Below are 23,890 nucleotides of genomic sequence, written 5' to 3'. Positions count from 1 at the left end.
GCACGCGGTGGGCTACGTCCTCGGCGGCTGGGCGATGCTCGAGGAGAACCGGAGCAAGCAGAACCACGGCCAGGACCTGCTGCTGCCGTGGGCCCTGGCCTGGTTCGTGGCGCTGTTCCTCTGGGGGTGGCGGCGCTCCAGGTCTCCTGCGTCGTACTGGCGCGCAAACGGCGCCACTGGGTCCGGGTGGTGCTCATCGTGTGCCTGTCGTTCGTGGCCCTGTCGATGGTCATCGCCTTCCTCGGTTCGCTGGCCGGCGGGGCGCCGAGTCTCCCCGCGTTCGGGATCGCGTGCCTGGACGTGGCGGCCCTGTGGATGGTGAGCGGCGAGAAGGGCCGCGACTGGTTCTCCGCACGCGGCCCGGCCCCGGAGGTGACCACCTCATGACCGGCCCGGCGTACGAACCGCCGCGCCCGAAGGCCACCCCCGCCGACCCGCTCGCGGTGGCCCTCGGCAACGCCACGCTGCTCGGCGTCGGCTATCTGCTGCTGCGCCGACGGCGGTTGACGGCGATCGCCGTGATCGGCACGGCCGTCCTCCTCGACCTCACCGCGAAGACCGCCGAGACCTGGTGCGAGGTCCTGCTGCTCCTGTGGTGGGCGGCCGGCATCGCCCACGGCTGGTTCCTGGCCCGGCGCCTCCCGGAGCGTGGAGTACGGCGCGGGCAGCGCGCGGGCACACTCACCCTCGCGCTCGCGGTCGTCCTGACCGCCTCCCTGCTCCGTATCGACGCGTACGGCATCGAGAACCGCGTGACCGAGGCCCGCGAGGGCGGCGACTGCGAGTCGGCCGTGGCCGCGCAGGGCGAGGTCGAGTGGGGCCACCGCCTCGCGGGCGGGCCGGTGGTGGAACCCGGGGACGCGGTCGTGGAGGCGTGCCGCCGGCTCGACGGGGCGGCGGCCGCCCTGGCCCGCGCCGCACGCAGGGGCAGCACCGAGGACCTGGGGCGGGGCTTCGGCACGCTCGCCGGTGTCCTGAACGAACCCGGCAACGAACAGACGGTCGAGTCGGCCCTGGACGCCTTCCTCGGCGCCCTGCCCACCGACGACTCCTGCGACACCGCCGCCCTCACCGCCTGGCTCCGCGACCGCGGCCCCAGCCACGACGTCCTGGACCGCTCCGCGGGCGCGGCGGCCCGCACGGAGCCCACCGCCCTGGTGGGCTGCGCCGACCACCTGATGACCGAGGACGCCTGGCAGCAGGCACGCACGCACTACCAGCGGCTCCTCGACACCTACCCGGACGACGCCCGCAAAGGCGAGGCCCGCGACGGCGTGCGCGAGGCCACCCTCGCCATCCAACTGGACCAGGTGCGCGGCCTGGTCGAGGACGCGTCCGACGCTCGGTCCGGCTACTGCGCGGAGCCCGCGAAGTACGGCGGAGCCCCGCCGTTCCGCAAGGGCTCCGGCCGCGCGCTGTTCCTCGGCGACACCGAGTACACCGGCAAGCTCCCCGGCTCCTGGCGCACCGGCGATCCGGCCAAGGCCTCGCTCGTGGTCTGCGCGGGCGAGGCGGAGAACGGGGATGCCGTGCAGACCTGCCCCTACGAGAACAAGAAGTCCGCGTACCTCCCCCACCAAGTGACCTTCTACAAGGTCAAGATCCCCCTGAAGATCTACGAACTCCGCAGCGGCAAGCGCCTCGACCCCGCTCGGTCCAGATCAGCGGCGGAAGCTGCCCGAGCGTCCTGCGCTACACGTCCTACGGCACCTACGACCTGGGGCCGGGTGACCAGTTCGTCTCGACGTCCGAGCCGGGCGTACGCGCTGCCTTCCGCCCGGCCGTCGGCCGCTGACCCCGCCCTCCGGACTCCCGGCCGGTCAGGCCCGCCGCATCCGCCGCAGCGCGGCCCCGGCCGGGAGCACGGTGGCCGTCGTGGCGACCAGCAGACAGCCGGTCACCACGCCCACGAGCCAGGGCCAGGCCACCGCCAACTCGACCGGCAGGCCCAGTTCCTCGCGGAGCCCGTGGGCCGTGCCGAACAGGGCGGGGGCGGCCGCCGCCAGTCCCAGGGCGGCACCCAGGGTGACGACGCAGCAGGTCTCGGCCGCGAGCGTCAGCAGCACCTGGCGCGGTGTCGCACCGGACAGGCGCAGGACACGCACGTCCCGTGTCCGGCCGGCGGTGGCCGCCAGCAGGGTGGAGGCCACGGAGATCATGGTGTAGCCCGCCGTGATGGTGACGAGGATCAGGGTGAAGCGCCACACCAGCCGGTCCTCCTCGGCGTCGTCCGAGGCCGCGTACGCCGCCACCGACACCTCCTCGGCGCCGAGTCCGGCGGGCAGCCGGGCCGGGGTGGGACCGGTGCGGTAGGCGACGTCCGCCAGCGCCGACGGGTCGTGGGCGCGTACCAGTTCGCGCGGCAGGAAGACCTGGTACGGCATCGCGTCGTCCACCACGGCGGTCACCCGCAGGCGTCCGACACGGCCGTCCTCGAAGGTGAGTACAGCGGTACGGCCCTCCCGCCAGCCGTGCGCGGCGGCCACGGCGGCGGTGACGACGACGGTGTTCCCGCGAGGTGCCCGCACGGTGTACGCCTGCTCGAAACCAGGCGACACCCCGGCCGCCGACAGGGGCGCCCTGCCCTCGCCGCCGTAGACCGTCGTCGACAGCGGTGCCGTGCCCTCGACCTGGGCGACCGCCGCCTCCGACAGGCCCGGTGTCCCCCGGGACACGACCGCCGCCTCGGCCCGTACGGCCGCGGCCTGCCGCGTGGTGTCGGCACTCTGGGTGGTCTGCACGGCACTGGTGATCAGCACGGCGAAGGCGACGGTCGCCAGCACCGGGGCGATCGTGGCGGACGTGCGGCGCACGGCTGTGACCATGTTCTCGCGTACGAGCACGGCGGTCGCACCGGGGCGCCGGGCGAGCGGCCGGGTCAGCGCCCCGGTCAGGGGCCCGGCCAACGCCGGCAGGAGGAGGGTCGGTCCGGCCGTCAGGCCCATGGCCGCGCCCAGGGCCAGCAGCACCATGGCATCGGCCCCCGCGAAGGCCGTACCCGCCGAGCAGACCGCGCCCAGGCCCGTGGCCACCAGTCCGGTGATCCACCGGCGCCGGGTCATCGGCCGGCTGTCCACCGCCGCCTCCCGCATCGCCTCCAGCGGCTTCACCCGGGACGCCCGCCGCGAGGCCGCCCCGGCCCCGGCGAGTGCCACCGCCACGCCCAGGGCCCAGGCGGCCGCCGGCACCCACCAGCGGATGATCACCTCGAACCCCGCCGGCTGGAAACCCGCGTCGATCAGCAGCCCGGTCATCGCGGGCGCGAGCCCCGCTCCCACGACCGCGCCCGCCCCGGCGCCGACGACGCCCACCACCAAAGCCTCCCCGTACACCAGCCGCCGCACCTGCCGCGGTGTGGCGCCGATCGTGCGCAGCAGGCCGAACTCGCGGCGCCGCTGGGCGACGGCGAACGCGAACGTCGAGGACACGTTGAACACGGTGACGAACGCGGACAGCAGTGCCATGGCGGTGAGCACCTGGCCGCCGATCCAGCGCGTCATCTCGTCCTGCCGCGGCGCGAGCGCGTCCCGGGCGGCACCGGTCAGGACCGTGCCGTCGCCGCCGGTGACGCGCCGCGCGGCGTCCGCGACCCGGGTGGGGTCGGTGCCGGGTTCGAGGACCAGGCCGATGGTCCTTACTCCGCCCGCCAGTTCGGCGGCTTTCCCGTCGGTGACGTAGTAGCCGGGGCCGTTCAGCGTCCCGGACACCGAGAAGCGCCGGGGCCCGCGCGCCGTCAGCACCGTGAGCGGCTCGCCCGGGCGGTGCCCGAGGGACGCGTCCACGACGATCTCAGCCGCCGTGGCCGGCGGCCTGCCCGCGCTCAGGCCGTACGAGGCGAGCGCCGCGGTCGACCAGGGGTGGCCCTGCCGCTCCCCCGTGCGCTGCTCGCTGCCCGGTACCTGCGCGTAGAAGGACCTGTCGGCCACGGCGGCAGCCACTCCCGGCAGTCCGGCGAGCCTCCGTCGCAGCTCCTCGGCGCGCTCCGGCGCCCACGGCGGGTTCTCCGTGAACACCCCGCCGCTCCGCTCCCCCGCCGGGCTCTGCACCAGCACCGGCGCCCCCGCGAGCCGCCCCGGCACACCCGTACCGTCCGACAGCAGGACCAGCGCGCTCATGGTGACGACCGCGACGCCCAGCGCCACGGCCACGAAGGACCCCAGGAAGGAGGTCCACCTCTCCCTCGCCGTCGCCAGACCGATCACGGCCGCACCTCCAGGGCGGCCGTCCGCGCCGCGATCGCCTCGGCGCCCTCCGCGCCCGGCAGTTCGTCCGCGAGCCGGCCGTCGGCCAGCAGCAGCACCCGGTCCGCGTACGCCGCCGCGGCCGGGTCGTGCGTCACCATCACGACCGTCTGGCCACGGCTGTCCACCAGGTCGCGCAGCAGCCGCAGCACGACCCTCGAGGCACCGCTGTCCAGCGCGCCGGTCGGCTCGTCGGCGAAGAGGACGGCGGGCCGCGCGATCATCGCCCGCGCGATCGCGACGCGCTGCTGCTGGCCCCCGGACAGTTCGCTCGGCCGGTGCCCCTGACGCTCCGCGAGCCCGACCGCGTCGAGTGCCGCCCGCACCTCGTCCGCCGCCGGGCGTGACCCCGCCAGTCTCAGGGGCAGTTCGACGTTCTGCGCGGCGGTCAGTGCCGACACCAGGTTGAACGCCTGGAAGACGAACCCGACCCGCTCCCGGCGCAGCACCGTCAGCGCGTTCTCGTCCAGCCCGCCCAGTTCCGTGCCGCCGATCAGCACCTCCCCCGCGCTCGGCCGGTCGATGCCCGCCGCGCAGTGCAGCAAGGTGGACTTGCCGGAACCGGAGGGGCCCATGACGGCCGTCATCGTCCCGGCCGCGAAGTCGAGGGTCACGTCGTCGAGCGCGGTGACGGCACGCTCGCCGGAGCCGTAGCGCTTGGTCAGCGACCGGAGCCGGACGGGCGGCACGGTCGAAGTGCCGTGCCGCGTACTTGTGTTGGTCGTGGTCATGTCTTCAAGGCAACGACAGCGGCACCGTCCGGCACATTGCCGCCCGGGCGAGAGCCGATACTCCACCTGGCACTACTGCCCTGGCCGCCCCGCGCCGCTACGGTCGACCGCGTGACCACCCCCGAACCGTCCTGGAGGCCCTCAACCGCAGCCCGTTGGGGTTTCTCCGCACCGCCTGGCCGTGGCGCGCGCTGGCATACCTGCTGTCCGGCGGATCGTTCGCGACCGGCGTGTACATCGGTGTCGGCGGACTGTTCGGCGCGCCCGTCGGCACGGTCGCCAGGGTGCTCTGCGCGGGTGCCGTCCTGGTCTTCGCCGCCGCCCTCTCCGGTCCCCTGGAGCGGCGCCGACTCGCTCTCGTGGACACCGGCGAACGCCCGGGGTCGCCGGGCGGTCCACGGGCCGTCGGCTACGGCGTCGTGTCGGTCCTGGCGGTCGGCTGGATGGACCTCGGCGTCGTCCTGGTCTCGCTCGGCATCCCGGGTTTCCTCCTCCTCGCGCCCTTCCAGCCCACCGCATCGACCTGGCAGGCGGTGGCCGGTCCCGTCGCGGGCGCGCTGCTGCTGCCCGTGGCCGCGTACCCCGTCACCGCGTGGGCCGGGGTGCGCGCCGCCGTGACCCGTGCCGTGCTCTGCCCGAAGGACCGCGAACTGCGTGAGGTCGTACGGTCCCGGGCCCGCCTCGTCGACGCCTTCGAGACCGAACGCCGCCGCATCGAACGCGACCTGCACGACGGCGCCCAGCAACGCCTCGTCGCCCTCACCATGAAACTGGGCCTCGCCGGGCTCGATCTGCCGCCCGGCAGCGCGGCGGCGCGGCAGGTCGGCGAGGCCCACACGCTCGCCAAGGAGGCGCTCACCGAGCTGCGTGAACTGATCCGGGGCATCCATCCGCAGATCCTCACGGAACGCGGACTGCCCGCCGCCGCACGGGACATCGCCGGACGCTGCCCGGTCCCCGCCGACCTCGACCTCGACCTCCCCGGCCGCCTGCCGGCCACCGTCGAGCAGACGGCGTACTACGTGACCGTCGAGGCCCTCACCAACATCGCCCGGCACAGCGGCGCCGACCGCTGCCGTGTCACCGCCCGGTGCGAGGGTGGTGTGCTCCGCCTCGACATCGAGGACAACGGCTCCGGTGACGCCGACCCCGCTCGCGGTACGGGCCTGACCGGCCTCGCCGACCGCATCGCCGCGGCCGACGGCAGAATGCTCCTGTCCAGCCCGCCGGGCGGGCCCACACTCCTCAGGGCGGAGATCCCGTGCGGCAGTCCCTCCGCCTAGTCATCGCGGAGGACGCCGTCCTCCTGCGCGAAGGTCTCGTCCATCTGCTGGAGCGCTTCGGCCACCGGGTCCTCGCCGCCGTGGGCGACGGCCCCGCGCTGCTCGGCGCCGCCCGGCAGCACCGGCCCGACCTGGTGATCACCGACGTCCGGATGCCACCCGGCCAGACCGACGAAGGGCTGCGCACGGCCCGCCTGCTCCAGGCCGAGCAGCCCGGGCTCGCGGTCCTCGTCCTCAGCCAGTACGTGGAGCAGACCTTCGCCGACGAGCTCCTCGACGACCGCCGCGGCAGCGTCGGCACGGGCTACCTCCTCAAGGAACGCGTCGGCGACGTCGAGGAGTTCGCCGATGCCGTCACCCGCGTGGCCGCCGGGGCGACCGTCGTCGACCCCGAGGTCGTACGGCAGCTCCTCGCCCGCCGCCGCGACCCGCTGGACCGGCTCACGCCCAGGGAACGCGAGGTCCTCGCCCTGATGGCCGAGGGCCGCTCCAACGCGGCGATCGCCCGCCGACTCGTCGTCACGGACGCCGCCGTCGCGAAGCACATCGCGAGCATCCTCCAGAAGCTCGACCTCCCCCCGTCAGCCCCCGACGACCACCGCCGGGTGCTGGCGGTACTGGCCTATCTCCGGGCCTGAACCGTATGGCGCCAACGGGTGAATGCGGGCGTCGCGCGTAGCGGCCGGCGCGGTCCCGGGAAGGCATCCACCATGCCGAAGTTCCTGATCCAGGCCACGTACACGCCCGAAGGCACCAAGGGGCTGCTCAAGGAAGGTGCCAGCGGGCGGCGGGCTGTCGTCGATCAAGTCGTCACCGGCCTCGGGGGGCGGGTCGAGGCCATGTACTACGCCTTCGGGGCGGACGACCTCGTGATGATCGTGGACATTCCCGACACCGTCTCCATGGCCGCCGTCAGCCTCACCGTCAAGGCCAGCGGCGCCATCCGGTCGCGGGCGACCCCGCTGCTCACCGTCGACGAGATCGACGAGGCCACCCGCCGGCAGGTCGCGTTTCGCGCTCCTGGAGCGTAGGCGGCCCTCAGGGCGCATTACTTTGTGGAGGCATGGGGGGCATACGCAGGGATCCGCGAGGGTGGTGGGAGCACGGGCGGGCGCTGACGGCCGCCAACCCGCTCCTCGTCGACATCGGCGTCGCGCTGCTCGTGCAGTGCGCGATGACCATGCCGTTCGTCGTGCCGCGTGCGGCCGGGGCGCCGCCCGCGACCTGGGGCGCGTACGGGCTGAGCACGCTCACGGTGCTGCCTCTGGTCTGGCGGCGGCACGCTCCCGTCGCGGTGCTGTTCGCGGTGCTGGCCACCACCGCGCTGTACGGACTGGCCGTGGACGGGCCCGGGCAGCCGCTGCCGTACACCGGGCTCGTGATCACGTACACGGTCGCCGCGCTGTCGCCCGCGTGGAATCGGCTCGTCACCGCGGGTGTGCTGCTGGTCGCCGTTCCGGTGGGGGTGTGGCTCAACACGCGGTCCGCGCGTGAACTGACCTTCTCCCTCATCGTGTTCACGGCCGCCTATGTCTTCGGGCGGCTCACCGATGCCCGTCAGCGGGCGAACCGCGTCGAGGCCGAGCAGGCCGCCGCACGCGAACGGGCCCGGATCGCACGGGAGATGCACGACATCCTCTCCCACGCCGTGAGCCTGATGATCGTGCAGGCGGAGGCCGGACCGGTGGCGGTGCGTGCCGCGCCCGAGCGGGCGGAGGCCGCCTTCGACGCGATCTCCGCGACCGGGCGGGACGCCATGACACAGCTGCGCCGGATGCTGGGTGTGCTGCGGGAGGGGGCCGACGACGGCGCCGCCCCGCGTGAACCGCAGCCGGGGCTCGCGGAGCTGCCCGCACTCCTCGACGGGGTGCGGGCCGGGGGCCTCGACGTCACGTTCGGGACGGCGGGAGACGTCCGGCCCGTACCGGAGGCGGTGGCCGCCACCGTCTTCCGGATCGTCCAGGAGTCCCTGACCAATACCGTCCGGCACGCCGGAGCACGTACCGTCGCCGTACAACTCACCTACGGGAGCGGCGACTTGGATGTCAGGGTGACCGATGACGGGCGCGGTCCGCGACCCGGCCGCGGCGGGCACGGGCACGGGCTCGCCGGGATACGGGAGCGGGCCACGGCACACGGAGGGAGCGCGGTGACGGGGCGGGGAGCGGACGGCCGGGGGTTCGAGGTGCGCGTGACGATCCCCGTACCGGCCGCGGCGGAGGTGGGGCCGTGACGATCCGGGTCGTGGTGGCCGACGACCAGGAGCTGGTGCGCAGCGGCTTCGCGATGATCCTGGACGTCCAGCCGGACATCGAGGTCGTCGCGGAGGCGGGCGACGGGGCCGAGGCGGTCGAGGCGGTGCGGCGGCACGCGCCCGATGTGGTGCTGCTCGACATCCGGATGCCACGCGTGGACGGGATCGAGGCCTGCCGCGCGATCAGCGCCCTCGGCGACTGCCGGACCGTGATGCTCACGACCTTCGACTCCGACGAGTACGTCTACGAGGCACTGCACGCGGGCGCGAGCGGCTTCCTGCTCAAGGACGTACGCCGGGACGATCTCGTGCACGCCGTACGGGTCGTCGCCCGGGGCGACTCGCTGCTCGCGCCGTCCGTGGCCCGGCGTCTGGTCGAGCAGTACACACGGCCCGCCGCCGCCCGGCCCCGCCGTCCCGATCCTCACCTCGATGTGCTGACCGGGCGGGAGCGGGAGACGCTGCTGCTGCTCGCGCGGGGCCTGTCGAACGCCGAGATCGCCGCCGAGCTGGTGGTCAGCGACCACACGGTGAAGACGCATGTCGGCAACGTGCTGGCGAAGCTGGGGCTGCGGGACCGGATCCAGGCCGTGATCTGCGCGTACGAGACGGGGCTGATCGCGGCGGGTGATCCCCCGCCCGGGGGATCCGGCCGGGACGGTTCCTCCCCCGCGTCGGCGAGGAACTGACCCGCCGGAACCGCCCGCGGGGGCGATCCGTGAGAAGGGGCCGGTCCGGAGGATGGGGCTGTTGACAACATCGCCCCGCACCCACGGAGTTGACCATGCCACGTACCCGTTTGCTGACCGCCGCCGTGCTCGTCGTGGGAGTCGTGGCGGGGCCCTCGGCCCTCCCGGCCGCCGCCTCCGCCCCGGCCGCCCCGTCCCCCGCGGTGTCCGCCGTGTCCGCGCAGGTCCCGAACCCGGCGCTCGAAGCCGCCATCGCGAACCTCCCCAGCGCCGACGCGACAGCCGCCCTGGTACGGGTCGGCGGCAAGGGGGGTGTGTGGCGGGGCAGTTCAGGTGTGCACGACCTGCGGAGCGACCGGCCCGCCGACCCGGCCGCCCGCTTCCGCGCCGGTTCCGTGACCAAGGTCTTCACTGCGGCCGTCGCCCTGCAACTGGCCGCGGAAGACCGGCTGGACCTGGACCGCACCGCCCGCTCCTACCTCCCGGAGCTGATCCCGGCGTCGTACAAGAACGTCACCGTCCGGCAGCTCCTCAACCACACGCACGGCATCCCGGCCCCCGACTTCCCCGGCACCACCGTCGAGGAGGCGTACGAGAACCGCTTCAAGGTGTACGACCCGCGCGCCATGGTCCGCTCGGCGACGTCGAAGCCGCCGGAGTTCGCGCCGGGCGAGCGGCAGCACTACCTCAACATCGGGTACACGATCACCGGTCTGCTCATCGAGCGCGTCACCCACGACTCGTACGAGGATCAGGTCGCCCTACGGGTGCTCGAGCCACTGGGGCTGTGCGACACCTACTCGCCGGGGCCGAACCCGCGCATCGCCGGTCCGCACAACCACGGCTACCAGACGATGCGGCTCGACGACGGCACCGTCGGACTCCGCGACGTGTCCGTGTGGGGGTCGACGGACGGCTGGGCGGCCGGGGACATCATCTCGACCACCGCGGACCTCGAACGGTTCACCGAGGCCCTGTTCCAGGGCCGAATCGTGCGCGGGCCGCTCCTGGAGGAGATGTTCACCCTGCCGAAGGTGACCGACTTCAAGACCGGGGAGCCGGCCGCGTACGCCTCGGGCCTGTCGATGAAGGTGCTGGGCGGCCGCGAGGTGTGGGGCAAGACGGGAGGCCGCTGGGGCTACAACGCGGCCATCGCGGGCACCCGCGAGGGCTCCCGCTCCCGCACCCTCGTCTACAGCGTCAACTCCACCGACGCCAAGGGCCAGGACATGAACAAGGTGGCCCAGAACATCATGGTGGCGACCTACGGCAGGCCGTAGGCCGCGTGTCGAGTCGTGCTCCGACCGCCCCTGAGCAGCCCCCGACCCGACCCGGAAAAGCCCCTGAGACGGACACCGCACGGTCGGCAGCGCACCTAACGTGACGACGGGGCCCCGGCCGGTCCGCCCGCCCGACACAACCGCTCTCTCCCGAGGAGGACTCATGCCGTTACGGGGCAGATCCGCACTGCGGCGCGTCGCCGCGCGGGGCACGACCATGGCCGTGGGAGCCGTCATGGCCGTCACCACCACCGGCCTCGCCGCCGCTCCCGCGGTCCACGCGTTGTCGTCTGCCACCGGGACCCTGCGGTGGTCACCGTGTGACGACCCGGAGAAGCCCGGAGCCGAGTGCGCCACTCTTTCGGTGCCGGTCGACTGGGCCCACCCGGACGGGCCGAGACTCGACCTGGCCGTGGCCCGCCGCCAGGCCACCGACCCCGGCGCGCGCGTCGGCTCGATGGTGTTCGGCCCCGGAGGGCCGGGCGACTCGGGTGTGGAGAGGGTGGTGCGCGGCATCAGCCGGTTCAGTCCCGAGGTCCGCCGCAGGTTCGACATCGTCAGCTTCGACCCGCGCGGCGTGGGCGGCAGCAACCCGGTGACCTGCTCCGGCGACCTGCTCGCGAAGCGGCCGTCACCGGAGCTGAGGAGCCAGGCGGATTTCGACGCCACGCTGGCCTACAACAGGCGGCTCCGTGCCGACTGCGGGGACCGTACCGGCCCCGTGTTCGACCACCTCGACACCGCCCAGACGGTCCGGGACGTGGACGCCCTCCGGGCCGCCCTCGGCGAGCGGAAACTGACGTTCCACGGCAGCTCCTACGGCACGCTGCTCGGCGCTCAGTACGCCGAGACCTACCCGCGCCGCGTGCGCGCGATGGTGCTGGAGAGCGTCATGGACCACAGTGTCCCGACCACCCGTGACTTCCTGAGGTCCGAAGCGGCCACGGCACAGGATTCGTTCCGCGAGTTCGTGAAGTGGTGCGACGGCGCCCCGGGCTGCGCGCTGCACGGCCGCGGCGTCCGCGCCGTCTGGCAGGGCCTGTTGGCCCGTGCCGGGCGCGGCGAACTGGAGGACCCGGCGAAGCCGGGCACCGCACTGTCGTCCTCGGACCTGGTCAACACGGTCGCGTTCCGGAAGTTCTACCAGGCCGACTACGCCGGCCTGGCCACCGCGATCGCGGGGATGGACGCGAGCAAGCCGCTGCCCGCGTCGCCCACCTCGACAGCGCCGCTGCCTCCGGCCACCCCGGTCTTCTGCTCGGACTGGCACCTGCCCGTGCGCGACTACCGGGAGTACGCCTCGCTCGTCGCCCTGATGAACAGGACCGCGCCCGACCTGCCTCACCTGCTGCCGCTCCACGTGGCAGCGGCGTGTCTGGGCGCGCCGACCGCCAACCCGCAGCACCGCCTGGACGCACACGGCGCCCCGCCGATCCTGGTGTCCAACGCGCTGCACGACCCCGCCACCGGCTACCCGTGGGCGGTCTCGGTGGCCCGGCAGCTCGGCCGCAGCGGCGTGCTCCTCACCTACGAAGGCCACGGCCACGGCAGCGTCACCAGCGGCCCGTGCATGCGGGACGCCGTGGACGGCTACCTCACCGACCTGGCAGTCCCACCACGGGGCACCAGTTGCCCCGCCGTGCCGTCCTGACAGCTTGCCGTCACACAGGCCCTGGCCGTCACCGGCCTCACCCGGCCGACGGCGTCGCCCGTACCAGGCCCGTCTGGTAGGCGATGACGACCAGTTGCGCCCGGTCGCGGGCGTCCAGCTTCGTCATGGCCCGGTGGATGTGGGTGCGTACGGTCAGCGGGCTGAGTGTCAGGTCCTCGGCGATCTCCGTGTTGGACAGGCCCTCCGCGGCCAGGGCCATCACCTCGCGTTCGCGGACCGTGAGGTCGGCGAGGCGCTCCGGCGGTGCCAGAGGGGTGCCGGGGGCGGGGGCCAGCAGGAAGCGGGTGATGAGGGAGCGGGTCGCGGAGGGCGAGAGGAGGGAGTCACCGCAGGCCACCGTGCGCAGACCGGTGAGCAGGGTGTCGGCGGTGACGTCCTTGCCGAGGAAGCCGCTGGCACCGGCGCGCAGGGCCTCGGCGACGTAGTCCTCGGTCTCGAAGGTGGTCAGGATGAGGACGCGGGTGGCGGACAGCTCCGGGTCGGCGCAGAGCGTCGCGGTGGCGGCGAGGCCGTCGGTGCCGGGCATGCGGATGTCCATGAGGACGATGTCGGGGCGGTGGACGCGGGTCAGCTCCACCGCCTCCGCGCCGTCGGAGGCCTCGGCGACCACCTCCATGTCCGCGCAGGAGTCGATGAGGATCCGGAACGTGGCCCGCAGCAGGGCCTGGTCGTCGGCGAGCAGCACCCTGATGCTCATGGCGTGGTTCCTTCCGGGAGGCCGGGGGAGGGTTGCAGCGGCAGCGCGGTGGTGACCTCGAAACCGCCCTGGGGGCGGGGACCCGCGCACAGCTCGCCGCCGATGGAGTGGGCGCGTTCGCGCATGCCCATGACGCCGAAGCCGCGTCCCCGGTCGGGCTCCGGTTTGCTGGGGCCCTCGTTGAGGACCGTGATCAGCAGACGGGAGTGGGTGTATTCGAGGCGGACGTGGGCGGCCTCGGCGGCGGCGTGCTTGGTGACGTTGGTGAGGGCCTCCTGCACGATCCGGAACGCCGTCAGATCCACGCCCGGTGAGAGCGGCTTCGGCTCCCCTTCCGTCGCGACGGTGACCTGAAGGCCCGCCGACTCGCACGCCGCGACCAGCTCGGGCAGCCGGGCCAGGCCCGGGGACGGTTCCAGCCCGGGAGAGCCGGGGGTGTCGTCGTTGTGACGCAGCAGGCCCAGCGTGGCCTTCAGTTCCCGCAGCGCGGAGGACGTGGTGCCGGTCAGGTCGGTGAGGATCTTCTGGGTCTGCTCGGGGTTGGTGAGGGCGAGGTGCGCCGCCGTGCCGGCCTGGGCGTTGGCCAGGGCCATGTGGTGGGCGACCACGTCGTGGAGCTCCCGGGCGATGCGCATCCGCTCCTCGGTGACGCGCAGCCGGGCCTCCTCCTCCCGGGTGCGCTCGGCGTGTTCGGCACGGGCCTGCACCGACCGGAGGTAGGCGCGCCGCAGCTGGGTCGTCTTCCCGGCGGCGAGCGGCAGCATCAGCCAGAAGATCGGGCCGATCGTCCTGAGCAGCAGCGAGAGGTGGTTCATGGAGTCGGCGAACACGGCCGCGAGCGTCACCGCGACCAGGGTGGTGAGGCCGTAGGCGCGGGTGGACCTGCGGTCGGTCAGCGCGGCCAGCCAGTAGAGCGCCGCCATGACCGGTGCCAGCAGCAGGGGCGTGACCAGGTAGCCGAGCGCGACCGCCACCACCGTGCAGGTCCCGGCGACGACGACGGCGGTGCGCGGGTGCGTGCGGTGCTTGAGCAGGGCGAGGCAGGCCACCCCCATGAGGGCGGTGGCGGCCTTGTCCTGGTCCGGTGGATCGGCGCCGGGCAGGGTGAGCGAACCGCCGAGGGTCGCGCAGCCCATCAGCGCCAGGACCAGCACCAGGTCGACGAGGAACGCGTGGCGGGCAGAGAACTCCTCGAGGCGGTCCGCGTAGCGCCGCTCCAGGCTGATACTCATCGGGCTCTCCGGTCGGTGGGGCTGGGACCATCGTGGTCGACTTCGGGCCCAAACGCCCGAGGGGCCGCCCGTGTCCTTCGCCACGGGCGGCCCTGGTGGGGGCGGGGTCAGGTGCGCGCCGGCTCCAGGTCGGGCGCGGTGTCCGGGGCCGGTTCCGTCTCGGCCCGTCGGCTGAGCGCCTCTCCCTCCACGTCCACCCGGGGCAGCGCCCGGTCCAGCCACTTCGGCAGCCACCACGCCTTGTCGCCGAGCAGGGCGAGCACGGCGGGCACGATCGCCATCCGTACGACGAAGGCGTCGAAGAGGACGGCGGTGGCGAGACCGAAGCCGATCATCTTGATCATGGAGTCGCTCTCGCCGATGAACCCGGCGAAGACCGCGATCATGATGAGGGCCGCCGCAGCGACCACACGGGCGCTGTGCCGGAAGCCGGACGTGACCGCCTGCGCGGGCGACTCTCCGTGGACGTAGGCCTCCCGCATCCGGGAGACGAGGAACACCTCGTAGTCCATCGCGAGGCCGAAGACGATGCCCACCAGGAAGATCGGCATCAGGCTCATGATCGGACCGGTCTGCTCCACACCGAGGAGTTCCGCGCCGTGGCCCTGCTGGAAGACCACGACGACCGCGCCGAGCGAGGCCAGCACCGACAGCAGGAAGCCGAGGGCCGCCTTGAGCGGGACGAGCAGCGACCGGAAGACCACCAGCAGCAGCACGATCGCCAGACCGACCACGACGATCAGATACGGGATCAGCGCGGCCTGCACCTTCTCGGCGATGTCGATGTTCATCGCGGTGCTGCCGGTGACCTCGTAGCTCGCGCCGGTGCCGGACTCGATGCCGGGCCGCTCGTCCCGGATGGTCGTCACCAGGTTCTTGGTCTTCTCGTCGGTGGGCGCGGTGGACGGCACCACGGAGAAGACGGCGGTGTCACCGGCGTCGTTGAAACGCGCCGGGGAGACGGACACGACGCCCTTCGTGGCGCCGATCTCCTGGGCGATCGAGTCCGCGGCCTTCTGGGGGTCGGCGGCGCCCTTGCCGTCCACGACGACGGTCAGCGGCCCGTTGAAGCCCGGCCCGAAGCCCTCGGCGAGGGCGTCGTAGGCCCGGCGCTCGGTGGTGGAGGTGGGCTTGGCCTCGTCGCCGGGCATGCCCAGCTGGAGGTCGGCCGCGGGCAGCGCGAGGGCGCCGAGACCGACGACGCCGAGCAGCAGGACGGGTATGGGGCGGCGCAGCACGAGCCCGGCCCAGCGGGCTCCGCCGTTGGTCTCGGTGCTCTGCTCGATCCGGCCGCTCTTGCGGGCCCCCCGCGGGAGCACCGCGTTCGGCCAGAAGCCGAGGAACGCCGGGACGAGGGTCAGTGCGATCAGTACGGCGACGACGACCGCGCCCGCCGCGGCCAGGCCCATCTTGGTGAGCATCGGGATACCGACCACGGCGAGCCCGGCCAGCGCGATGACGACGGTGAGCCCGGCGAAGACCACCGCGGACCCGGCCGTGCCCACGGCCATGCCGACCGCCTCCTGCGGCGTACTGCCCTTGGCGCGTTCCTCCCGGTAGCGGGACACCACGAACAGGGCGTAGTCGATGCCGACGGCCAGGCCCAGCATCATCGCCAGGGTGCCGGTGGTGGTGGACAGGCCGAGGGCGGAGGACAGGGCGAGGATCGTGGCCATGCTGACGCCGACGCCGACGACGGCGGTCAGCAGGGGCAGCCCGGCGGCGGCCAGCGAGCCGAAGGTGACGAGCAGCACGACGGCGGCGATCGCGACACCGATCACTTCGGCCATGCCGCCCGGCCCGCCTTCGTCGGCCAGCGCGGTGCCGCCCGCCTCGACGGTCAGCCCGGCGTCCCGGGCTCCCTCGAGGGTGTGCTCCAGGTGGGTCCGGCCGGCGTCGGTGAGGTCGGTGGCCTTGACCTTGTAGGTGACGGTCGCGAAGGCGGTCGAGCCGTCCTTGCTGATCGTCTTCGCCTGGAACGGGTCGACCGCGCTCGCGACCTGCGCACCGTCGCCCAGGCCGGACACGGCCTTCTCGATGGCCTCCTTGTTCTCGGCGGCGGTCACCTTCTCGCCGCCCGGCGCGATGAAGACGACCCGGGCCGTCGCCCCGTCGGCCGTGGCGCCCGGGAAGCGCTGTTCCATGAGGTCGAACGCCTTCTGGGACTCGATGCCGGGCATCGAGAACTCCTCGTCGACGGCCCCCGGCGCCTTGAGGGCGCCGAGCCCCACGGCGGCCAGGACGGCCGCCCAGACCAGGGCGACGTACCAGCGTCGCCGGAAGGCCAGTCGGCCCACTCGATACAGGAAAGTTGCCACGGCAGCAGGTCTCCACATCCGGTGTCGATCGTCCGCCCAGCGTGTCCGTGAGGGGGCCCCCGCGTCGTCGTGCGGCTGCCGACAATCCGGACTACTGAGAACGCAGTACGACCGGGCCACCGGGTCCGCCTCGGGTACGACAATCCCGGGCCTTGCCAGGCGACCTGTGGTAGCTTGGCTGGCGTTGCAGTTTTGGTTCCCAGAGACTTCGAGTGCTCTATCGACCTTTGTCGACGAGCACTCTTTTTAGTTCTCCGAGGGTTTTCGGATCTCTCCGAGGGTGATCATTTCGGCGACTCCGAGTCCGTAAAGTGCGGATCTCGGTTACTGCCCTCAAGGGAGATTCATTATGGCTACCGGCACCGTGAAGTGGTTCAACTCGGAAAAGGGCTTCGGCTTCATCGAGCAGGAGGGTGGCGGCCCGGACGTCTTCGCCCACTACTCGAACATCGCCACCTCCGGCTTCCGTGAGCTTCAGGAAGGCCAGAAGGTCACCTTCGATGTCACGCAGGGCCAGAAGGGCCCGCAGGCCGAGAACATCGTTCCCGCCTGACGCTGACGCCTGACGCTGACGCGTTCGACGTGACCGGGGCCCGCACCCATGTGGTGCGGGCCCTTGGGCCTGTCTGACGAATCCCCGTCTGCTCCGCGACGCCTGGCACGCACGCTCGCCGCGTTGCCGAACCGCCCACGTGGCTCCGCCGCGAGGGCGCTCCGGCGCCTTGCGATCGCACGCGCCAGACGCCGCGGAGCCCGCCCTTCGGGCGGACGACGGGGATCCATCAGACAGGCCCTAGCACGTTTCATTCCCTACCCGGCTCATTCTTGCGAATCCTGGTGCGGCCCCCAGAGGCTGTCTGACCTCCCGGAATTCCCCGATACGTGCCGCATCGAGGAAGGATCCCCTTGGATCGCACCGCTCGCAAGAACAACGGCTCGTCCCACTCCCGCAGGGCGGGGGGTGGCCGGAACAGCTCCTCTCGTTCGGCCGGATCTGGACGGGGCAACCCGCGGCGCCGTCCCGCGCCCGGCGGCGAGTTCGCGCCGCCCGCCACCATCACCCCGGCACTGCCCGCCGTCGAGGCGTTCGCCGACCTCGACCTGCCCGAGCGGCTGCTGACCGCGCTGCGGGGCGAGGGCGTGGTGGAGCCGTTCCCCATCCAGGCGGCGACGCTGCCGAACTCGCTGGCCGGGCGTGACGTCCTGGGCCGCGGGCGCACGGGGTCGGGCAAGACCCTCGCCTTCGGTCTCGCCGTGCTGGCCCGTATCGACGGGCAGCGGGCCGAGCCCAAGCAGCCGGTGGCGCTCGTCCTCACGCCCACCAGGGAACTGGCCCAGCAGGTCACCGACGCGCTCACGCCCTACGCCCGCGCGCTGCGTCTGCGGCTCGCGACGGTGGTCGGCGGGATGTCGATCGGCCGCCAGGCGAGCGCGCTGCGCGGCGGTGCCGAGGTCGTCGTCGCGACGCCCGGCCGGCTCAAGGACCTCATAGACCGCGGCGACTGCCGGCTGGACCGGGTCTCGGTCACCGTCCTGGACGAGGCCGACCAGATGACCGACATGGGCTTCATGCCGCAGGTGACGGCCCTTCTCGACCAGGTGCGCCCCGATGGGCAGCGGCTGCTGTTCTCGGCCACGCTGGACCGCAACGTCGACCGTCTGGTCCGCACCTACCTCCACGACCCGGTGGTCCACTCGGTCGACCCGTCCGCGGGCGCGGTCACCACGATGGAGCATCACCTGCTGCACGTGGAGGACGACGACAAGCACGCCACCACGACGGAGATCGCCGCCCGCGACGGACGCGTGATCATGTTCCTGGACACCAAGCACGCCGCCGACCGGCTGGCCAAGAAGCTGCTCGCCGTCGGGGTGCGCGCCTCGGCCCTGCACGGCGGGAAGTCCCAGTCCCAGCGCACCCGGACCCTGGCCCGGTTCAAGGACGGCGAGGTCACGGTCCTGGTGGCCACCAACGTCGCCGCCCGCGGCATCCACGTCGACAACCTCGACCTCGTCGTCAACGTGGACCCGCCCGGCGACCACAAGGACTATCTGCACCGGGGCGGCCGTACCGCCCGGGCCGGCGAGTCGGGCACCGTCGTCACGCTGGTCCTGCCGCACCAGCGGCGCGAGACGGCCCGGCTGATGGCCGACGCCGGCATCACGCCGCGGATCACCCGGGTCCGCTCGGGCGAGGCGGAGCTGGGCCGTATCACCGGCGCCCAGGCGCCGTCGGGTGTGCCCGTCGTCCTCACCCCGCCGCCCGCCGAGAACCGCCCGGCGCGCACGGGTGCCGCCCCGCGCCCCCGGCGCAACAGGCCCTCCCGGGGCCGCCGCCGCTGAACCGCCGCACGGGGCGGCACGTAGCGCGATCCGCGCCACGTGCCGCCCCGTTCACGTCGCCACGTGCCGCTGCGTGTCGCCACGTGCCCTACGTGTCGCTCCGCGCCGGAGACAGCCGCACCACCGTGCCCTCCCCGTTCGCGGACAGCAGCAGGGAACCGTCCGGGGCCGCGGTGAGGCCCGCGAACCGGTGGGCCAGGCCGGGGACCTGGTGAGTGAAGAGCGCGGGAGCCGGGCGGGGGCCGGTGCCCGGGGGGATGCCGACCGCCAGTGATTCGGCCTCGACACGGGTGGCACCCGTCGCCGGGGAGACCGACCACAGTCGGCGGTGTTCGGTGTCCACGGTGAAGAGTTCGCCGTCGTGGAAGGCGAGTCCCTGGGGTGCGCCGAGGTCCTCCGCGACCGGCACCGCCCCGCCGTCGTCTTCGACGCGCAGGACCGCTCCGCGCCGGTCGTCGCTGACGTAGCACCGCTGCTCGGCGTCGAAGGCCACGTCCACGGGGTGGTCCAGGCCCTCGGCGAGGACGGTGACCGTGTCGGTCCCGTCGATGGCGACGACCCGGCCGGCGCCCGTCTCGGCGACGACCAGGGCGCCGTCGGCCCGGGTCGCGATGCCCAGGGGCTGGTTCAGGCCGGTCGCCCTGAGCCGGGTCGTCCCGGCGGCGGGGTCGTAGGTCTGGACGGTGCCGAACTGCGAGGTGGTGTGCAGGAGCCCGCCGTCGGCCGTGATGCCGTGGAAGAAGGGCTGGAGGATCTCCGTCGCGACGTCGCCCGAGCCGCCCTCGTCGGGTTGGTCCGGGCGGGCCAGCCGGTAGTGGTCGGCCGCGTACACCGTGCCGCCCAGGTCGATCGTCACGCCGTAAGGGCCGTCCAGGCCGCGGGGCACGACCGGGCGGGTGCGGCCGTCGGCGTGCAGTTCCGTGATGCCGCCGCTGGCGAAGCTGGAGACGAACATGCGGTTCTCCGCGTCGAACGCGGCGTTGTCCAGGCCCGTGACCCCGCTGGTGACCAGCGTGCGCGAGCCCGTGCCGTGCAGGTCGACGCGGGTGACGATGCCCTCGGGGCCGCGGGAGAGGACGTGGAGGACGCCGCCCAGGTCGAAGCGGACCGCGACCGGGTCGTGCACGTCCTCGGCGACCATCTCGGGCACCCCGCCGTCGGGCGGGATGCGCCAGACCTGCCCGCTGATCATGTGCGGGTAGTAGAGGCAGCCGTCCGGGCCCAGCTGCATCGCGTTGCCGAAGGCCAGCCCGTCGGTGAGGACGGCCGGGTCGCCGCCTTCGGGGAAGAGTTCCAGCAGCCGGCCGTTCATCTTCATCTCGTTGACGAAGAGCCGGTCGCCGACGCAGGTGATGCCGTTGGGGACCTTCACCTCCTCGGAGACGAGGGTGTACTCGCCCTCGGGGCCGCGGCGCCACACCCGGCCCGGGACCAGGTCGGCGATGTACATCGAGCCGTCCGCCCCGAAGGCCAGGTCGTCGGGCGACTCGACGGGGCTGTCCATCGGGACGACGACCTCGACGTCCCCGGTGGCCGGGTCCACGGCGCTGATCTTCCCGGCGAGGAACTGGGCGACGTACAGCCGCCCGTCCGGACCGAACGCCACGCCGTTGGAACCCCACAGCGGGTTCGGCGGGTTGAGGCGCGTGGCCCGCCGGCCGGGGCTGCGCATCTCACTCGCGTCGTACCTGCTCGAACCGCCTGTCACGACCCCAGCACCTCGTCCATCCCGCCCTCCGCGCGCCAGCGTCTGATCAGCTCGTAGAACGCGACCGGGCCGTCGCCGTAGGACTCGCTGCGGGGCCTGGGCATGCCCTCGGCGTTGTAGTAGCCGGGGGTGCACTCGGACTGGAACGCGTACAGGTCCGCCGACTTCTGACGGATCGTGTCCCCCAGGCGGCCTCCGCCTTTGCCGTCGGCTCCACACAGGGGGCCTGGCGCCGGTGCGCCTCGGCGATCACCTCGGCGACATGGGTGGCCTGTTCGTCGAGGACGTGCACGTAGTTCACGGAGCTGGCGCTCTGCACGGAGCCGAGCATGAACAGGTTGGGGAAACCCCGGCTGTAGAAGCCGTGCAGGGTCCTCGGGCCGGTCTTCCGCCAGGAGTCCAGCAGGGCGGTGCCGTCCCTGCCGTACGCGGGGAGCTGCCCGGACAGCAGCCCGGAGACGCCGACCTCGAAGCCGGTGCCGAAGACGACGCAGTCCACCTCGTACTCCACCCCGCCGACCACGACGGCGTGCTCGGTGACGCGCTCGACGCCCCCGTGGTCGGCCGTGTCCACGAGGGTGACGTTCGGCCGGTTGAAGGTCTCCAGGTACAGGTCGCTGAAGGTGGGCCGCTTGCACATGTAGCGGTACCAGGGCTTGAGCTTCCCGGCCGTCGCCGGGTCCTCGACGACGCTGTCCACCCGGGCCCGGAGCTCGTTCATCTTCTGGAAGTCGGCGATCTCCTCCAGGCGTTCGCGCTCCTCGGGCGTGAGGGCGTCGTAGTTGTTGGTCGGGATGAGCTTCTGCTGGAGGCGGGCGCTGCTGGTCCAGCCGTCGGCGACCAGGTCCTCCTCGGCCCGGCCGCCCGTGACGACCGCGAGGAAGTTGTCCCGGCGCTCCCGGGTCCAGCCGGGCTTCAGCGAGCGGGCCCAGTCGGGGTCCGTGGGGCGCTGTCCCCGTACGTCCACGGAGGACGGTGTGCGCTGGAACACGTAGAGGTGCCGCGCGTCCCGGCCTAGGTGCGGGACGACCTGGATGGCCGTGGCGCCCGTGCCGATGAGGGCCACGCGCTTGTCGGCGAGCCCCGTCAGGCCGCCGTTCGCGTCGCCGCCGGTGTAGTCGTAGTCCCAGCGGCTGGTGTGGAACATGTGCCCCTTGAAGGTCTCGATGCCTTCGATCCCGGGCAGTTTGGGCTGGCTGAGCAGGCCGGTCGCCACGACGACGTGCCGGGCGGTCATCCGGTCGCCGCGGTCGGTGCCGATCACCCACACGGACTCGGCGTCGTCCCAGCGCAGTTCGCTCACCTGCGTCCGCAGGCAGGCGTCGCGGTAGAGGTCGAAGTGCCGTGCGATCGCCTCGGCGTGCTCCCTGATCTCCTCGCCCGGCGCGTACTTCCACTTGGGGACGTAGCCGAGCTCCTCCAGCAGGGGCAGGTAGACGTACGACTCGATGTCGCAGTGGATCCCCGGGTACCGGTTCCAGTACCAGGTGCCGCCGAAGTCGGCGCCCTTCTCGATGATCCGGATGTCCCGCAGGCCCGCCTGGCGCAGCCGGGCGGCGGCGAGCAGACCGCCGAATCCGCCGCCGACGACCACCACCTCGACGTGGTCGTGCAGGGGCTCCCGGGTGAAGCCGGGCTCGGCGTGCGGGTCCTCGTCGAAGTGGCCGAACTCGCCCGCGGTACGGCGGTACTGGCGGTTGCCGTCCGGGCGGATCCGCCGGTCGCGCTCGGCGCGGTAGCGCTCGCGCAGGGCGTCCGGGTCGAAGTCCAGGTCTGACACGGGGGTGTGGGGGGTGGACATGGGGTCCTCTTCCTCTCGAGGTATGCCGTGGGTGAGGGATCGGGTGGGGTCAGACGGCTGCCCAGGCGTTGTCCACCGGCAGGATGACGCCGTTGACACCGCTCGCCGCGTCGGAGGCGAGGTAGACGATGGCGGCGGCCTGCTCCTCCGGTGCGCAGATGCGGCCCATGTTGACGAAGTGCCTGCCGACGACGGACGGGCCGTGGGCCTCCGGGTCGATGTGGACATCGGCCGTGATGTCGGTGGCCGTGCCGCCCGGGGCTATGGCGTTGGCGCGGATGCCCTGGTCCCGGTACATCACGGCGAGGGAGCGGGTGAGGCCGAGGACCCCGTGCTTGGAGACGGTGTAGGCCGTCCCGGCCGCGCTGCCCCGCAGCGACGCCTCTGACGCGGTGTTGACGATGGCGCCGCCGCCCGCGGCGATCATGTGCGGCAGGGCGGCCCTGGTCAGCAGGAACGGGGCGGTGAGATTGATCCGCAGCGTCCGCTCCCACTCGGCGTCGGTGACGTCCGCCGCGGCGGACATGCTGTCCATGACGCCGGCGTTGTTGACCAGGACGTCGATGCCGCCGAAGGTGCCGGTCGCGGCGGCCACGACCGCGTCGGCCACCGCGGCGTCGCTGAGGTCGCCCGTGACGGCGACGGCCGTTCCGCCCGCGGACTCGATGGCTTCGACGACGCTCTTGACGCCCTCCGCGTTCAGGTCGGCGGCCACGACCTTCGCTCCCTCCTCGGCGAACCGCAGGGCGGTGGCGCGGCCGATGCCGGAGGCGGCTCCGGTGACGATGACGCTCTTGCCCGACAGACCCGTGACTCCCATGTGGCTCCTCTGCTCGTCGCGTTGCCCGGTGCGGCGTGAGGCACGGTACTTGTTTTTGTCTCAGTGCGACATAAAGGCTCGGTGTGCCACTAGGTCGTTTCACGCCAGTAAGACATGGCGCGACGTAAAATAGGGTGAGCACGGCAAGTCGAGGAGGGCGCATGGCCGGACGAGCAGCTGCCGCCACCGGGCGGCCACCGCTGACGGAGCGGCGGCGCGCCGAGACACGTATGGAGATCGCCGAGGAGGCGGTCCGGCTCTTCGCCGCCCAGGGCGTGGCGGCGGTGACGGCGGAGGACATCGCCTCCGCGTCGGGGGTGTCGACGCGCACCTTGTGGCGGTACTTCCGCTCCAAGGAGGAGTGTGTACGCCCCCTGCTCACCACCGGCCTGGAGGTGCTGGCGGAGCATCTGCGGGACTGGCGCGGCGAGGGCTCACTCGCCGAGGCGATCCTGGCCCTCAAGCCCGCCGACGGCTCCGGCCCGCGCGCGCCGGAGCTGCGCGATCTCGTACGGCTGTGCCGGGACGAGCCGGGGCTGCGGGCCGTCTGGCTGGAGGCGCACTACGACGCGGAGGCCGCGTTCGCCGCGCTGATCGCCGACCGCACCGACCGGCCCGCCGACGACCTCGCCGTCCGAATGGAGGCGGGCCTTCTGAACACCGCGCTGCGCGTCGGCGTGGAGGACTGGGCCCTGCGCGCCGACCCCGCCGATGCCCGCTCCCTCGGGAGGACCATCACCGGCGTCCTGCGCATGGCCGCCCATGTCATCGAGGCGCAGCCCCCGCTGCCGGCCGGAACGGCGCGCCGCGCCGGCCGCTGA

General features: G+C 73.0%; 18 protein-coding genes and 1 pseudogene. 11 read left to right on the top strand and 8 right to left on the bottom strand.

Annotated elements, in window-relative coordinates; genetic code table 11:
• Positions 1-126 precede the first annotated feature (126 nt).
• Positions 127-387, top strand: a complete 261-nt coding sequence (locus ACQEV8_RS22880; protein ID WP_432963035.1) for a hypothetical protein — start codon at positions 127-129, stop codon at positions 385-387.
• Between the two features lie 1,433 nt (positions 388-1,820).
• On the opposite strand, the gene ACQEV8_RS22875 is transcribed toward ACQEV8_RS22880, so the two are convergent.
• On the bottom strand, positions 1,821-4,202 hold the full coding sequence (locus ACQEV8_RS22875; RefSeq protein ID WP_432963032.1) for an FtsX-like permease family protein: 2,382 nt from the start codon (positions 4,200-4,202) through the stop codon (positions 1,821-1,823).
• Positions 4,199-4,972, bottom strand: coding sequence for an ABC transporter ATP-binding protein (locus ACQEV8_RS22870; protein WP_432963029.1), 774 nt, complete (start codon positions 4,970-4,972; stop codon positions 4,199-4,201). Before ACQEV8_RS22870 ends, ACQEV8_RS22875 begins: the two co-directional genes overlap by 4 nt.
• Positions 4,973-5,127: 155 nt before the next feature.
• On the opposite strand from ACQEV8_RS22870, the gene ACQEV8_RS22865 reads away from it, so the two are divergent.
• The 7 genes from ACQEV8_RS22865 to ACQEV8_RS22835 all read left to right on the top strand — a co-directional run bounded on the left by ACQEV8_RS22865 (position 5,128) and on the right by ACQEV8_RS22835 (position 12,129).
• Entirely contained in the window at positions 5,128-6,255 is a 1,128-nt protein-coding gene (locus ACQEV8_RS22865) for a histidine kinase (protein WP_432963026.1), read from the top strand.
• Complete coding sequence (locus ACQEV8_RS22860; RefSeq protein WP_432963023.1) at positions 6,234-6,893, top strand: response regulator; 660 nt, start codon at positions 6,234-6,236, stop codon at positions 6,891-6,893. Before ACQEV8_RS22865 ends, ACQEV8_RS22860 begins: the two co-directional genes overlap by 22 nt.
• Before the next feature lie 72 nt (positions 6,894-6,965).
• Positions 6,966-7,286 carry a GYD domain-containing protein gene (locus ACQEV8_RS22855; protein WP_432963020.1) on the top strand — a complete coding sequence of 107 codons (321 nt, stop codon included), beginning with the start codon at positions 6,966-6,968 and terminating at the stop codon, positions 7,284-7,286.
• 32 nt (positions 7,287-7,318) lie between these two features.
• The gene (locus ACQEV8_RS22850) at positions 7,319-8,488 is read left to right on the top strand and encodes a sensor histidine kinase (protein ID WP_432963017.1); all 1,170 of its coding nucleotides are present in this window, start codon (positions 7,319-7,321) and stop codon (positions 8,486-8,488) included.
• Positions 8,485-9,198 (top strand): response regulator, encoded by a 714-nt coding sequence (locus ACQEV8_RS22845; RefSeq protein ID WP_432963014.1) that lies wholly within the window; start codon positions 8,485-8,487, stop codon positions 9,196-9,198. The genes ACQEV8_RS22850 and ACQEV8_RS22845 overlap by 4 nt, the downstream gene beginning before the upstream one ends.
• Before the next feature lie 95 nt (positions 9,199-9,293).
• Positions 9,294-10,478 (top strand): serine hydrolase domain-containing protein, encoded by a 1,185-nt coding sequence (locus tag ACQEV8_RS22840; protein WP_432963011.1) that lies wholly within the window; start codon positions 9,294-9,296, stop codon positions 10,476-10,478.
• A 163-nt stretch (positions 10,479-10,641) separates the two neighbouring features.
• The gene (locus tag ACQEV8_RS22835) at positions 10,642-12,129 is read left to right on the top strand and encodes an alpha/beta hydrolase (RefSeq protein ID WP_432963008.1); all 1,488 of its coding nucleotides are present in this window, start codon (positions 10,642-10,644) and stop codon (positions 12,127-12,129) included.
• A 37-nt stretch (positions 12,130-12,166) separates the two neighbouring features.
• Here the strand turns inward: ACQEV8_RS22835 and ACQEV8_RS22830 are convergent, their stop codons facing one another.
• From ACQEV8_RS22830 to ACQEV8_RS22820, 3 genes are all read right to left on the bottom strand, one after another.
• Positions 12,167-12,847: a response regulator transcription factor gene (locus tag ACQEV8_RS22830; protein WP_432963005.1), complete on the bottom strand. Its 681-nt coding sequence runs from the start codon at positions 12,845-12,847 to the stop codon at positions 12,167-12,169.
• Positions 12,844-14,079 (bottom strand): sensor histidine kinase, encoded by a 1,236-nt coding sequence (locus ACQEV8_RS22825; RefSeq protein WP_432963002.1) that lies wholly within the window; start codon positions 14,077-14,079, stop codon positions 12,844-12,846. The genes ACQEV8_RS22830 and ACQEV8_RS22825 overlap by 4 nt, the downstream gene beginning before the upstream one ends.
• Positions 14,080-14,186: 107 nt before the next feature.
• A complete protein-coding gene (locus ACQEV8_RS22820) occupies positions 14,187-16,397 on the bottom strand; it encodes an MMPL family transporter (RefSeq protein WP_432962999.1) in 2,211 nt (736 codons plus the stop codon).
• Positions 16,398-16,746: 349 nt separating this feature from the next.
• On the opposite strand from ACQEV8_RS22820, the gene ACQEV8_RS22815 reads away from it, so the two are divergent.
• Positions 16,747-16,950: a cold-shock protein gene (locus tag ACQEV8_RS22815; protein WP_003991681.1), complete on the top strand. Its 204-nt coding sequence runs from the start codon at positions 16,747-16,749 to the stop codon at positions 16,948-16,950.
• Between the two features lie 353 nt (positions 16,951-17,303).
• A complete protein-coding gene (locus tag ACQEV8_RS22810) occupies positions 17,304-18,740 on the top strand; it encodes a DEAD/DEAH box helicase (RefSeq protein ID WP_432962994.1) in 1,437 nt (478 codons plus the stop codon).
• An 88-nt stretch (positions 18,741-18,828) separates the two neighbouring features.
• Here the strand turns inward: ACQEV8_RS22810 and ACQEV8_RS22805 are convergent, their stop codons facing one another.
• The 3 genes and pseudogenes from ACQEV8_RS22805 to ACQEV8_RS22795 all read right to left on the bottom strand — a co-directional run bounded on the left by ACQEV8_RS22805 (position 18,829) and on the right by ACQEV8_RS22795 (position 23,069).
• Positions 18,829-20,412, bottom strand: coding sequence for a PQQ-binding-like beta-propeller repeat protein (locus ACQEV8_RS22805; RefSeq protein WP_432972915.1), 1,584 nt, complete (start codon positions 20,410-20,412; stop codon positions 18,829-18,831).
• 32 nt (positions 20,413-20,444) lie between these two features.
• Positions 20,445-22,249, bottom strand: a pseudogene (locus ACQEV8_RS22800) (flavin-containing monooxygenase).
• Positions 22,250-22,298: 49 nt separating this feature from the next.
• Positions 22,299-23,069, bottom strand: coding sequence for an SDR family NAD(P)-dependent oxidoreductase (locus tag ACQEV8_RS22795; RefSeq protein ID WP_432962991.1), 771 nt, complete (start codon positions 23,067-23,069; stop codon positions 22,299-22,301).
• A 161-nt stretch (positions 23,070-23,230) separates the two neighbouring features.
• Between ACQEV8_RS22795 and ACQEV8_RS22790 the strand changes: the two genes are divergently transcribed.
• Complete coding sequence (locus ACQEV8_RS22790; protein ID WP_432962988.1) at positions 23,231-23,890, top strand: TetR/AcrR family transcriptional regulator; 660 nt, start codon at positions 23,231-23,233, stop codon at positions 23,888-23,890.

Source organism: Streptomyces sp. CA-179760 (genome assembly GCF_050937045.1).
Lineage (GTDB): Bacteria > Actinomycetota > Actinomycetes > Streptomycetales > Streptomycetaceae > Streptomyces.
This window is presented reverse-complemented; position numbering and strand designations above follow the sequence as displayed.

Excerpts from the sequence above, each read along its gene's own strand:
- ACQEV8_RS22830 (WP_432963005.1), bottom strand. The coding sequence starts at position 12,847 with ATGAGCATCAGGGTGCTGCTCGCCGACGACCAGGCCCTGCTGCGGGCC.
- ACQEV8_RS22840 (WP_432963011.1), top strand. The coding sequence starts at position 9,294 with ATGCCACGTACCCGTTTGCTGACCGCCGCCGTGCTCGTCGTGGGAGTC.
- ACQEV8_RS22850 (WP_432963017.1), top strand. The coding sequence starts at position 7,319 with ATGGGGGGCATACGCAGGGATCCGCGAGGGTGGTGGGAGCACGGGCGG.
- ACQEV8_RS22795 (WP_432962991.1), bottom strand. The coding sequence starts at position 23,069 with ATGGGAGTCACGGGTCTGTCGGGCAAGAGCGTCATCGTCACCGGAGCC.
- ACQEV8_RS22870 (WP_432963029.1), bottom strand. The coding sequence starts at position 4,972 with ATGACCACGACCAACACAAGTACGCGGCACGGCACTTCGACCGTGCCG.
- ACQEV8_RS22790 (WP_432962988.1), top strand. The coding sequence starts at position 23,231 with ATGGCCGGACGAGCAGCTGCCGCCACCGGGCGGCCACCGCTGACGGAG.
- ACQEV8_RS22855 (WP_432963020.1), top strand. The coding sequence starts at position 6,966 with ATGCCGAAGTTCCTGATCCAGGCCACGTACACGCCCGAAGGCACCAAG.
- ACQEV8_RS22805 (WP_432972915.1), bottom strand. The coding sequence starts at position 20,412 with ATGCGCAGCCCCGGCCGGCGGGCCACGCGCCTCAACCCGCCGAACCCG.
- ACQEV8_RS22835 (WP_432963008.1), top strand. The coding sequence starts at position 10,642 with ATGCCGTTACGGGGCAGATCCGCACTGCGGCGCGTCGCCGCGCGGGGC.
- ACQEV8_RS22825 (WP_432963002.1), bottom strand. The coding sequence starts at position 14,079 with ATGAGTATCAGCCTGGAGCGGCGCTACGCGGACCGCCTCGAGGAGTTC.
- ACQEV8_RS22815 (WP_003991681.1), top strand. The coding sequence starts at position 16,747 with ATGGCTACCGGCACCGTGAAGTGGTTCAACTCGGAAAAGGGCTTCGGC.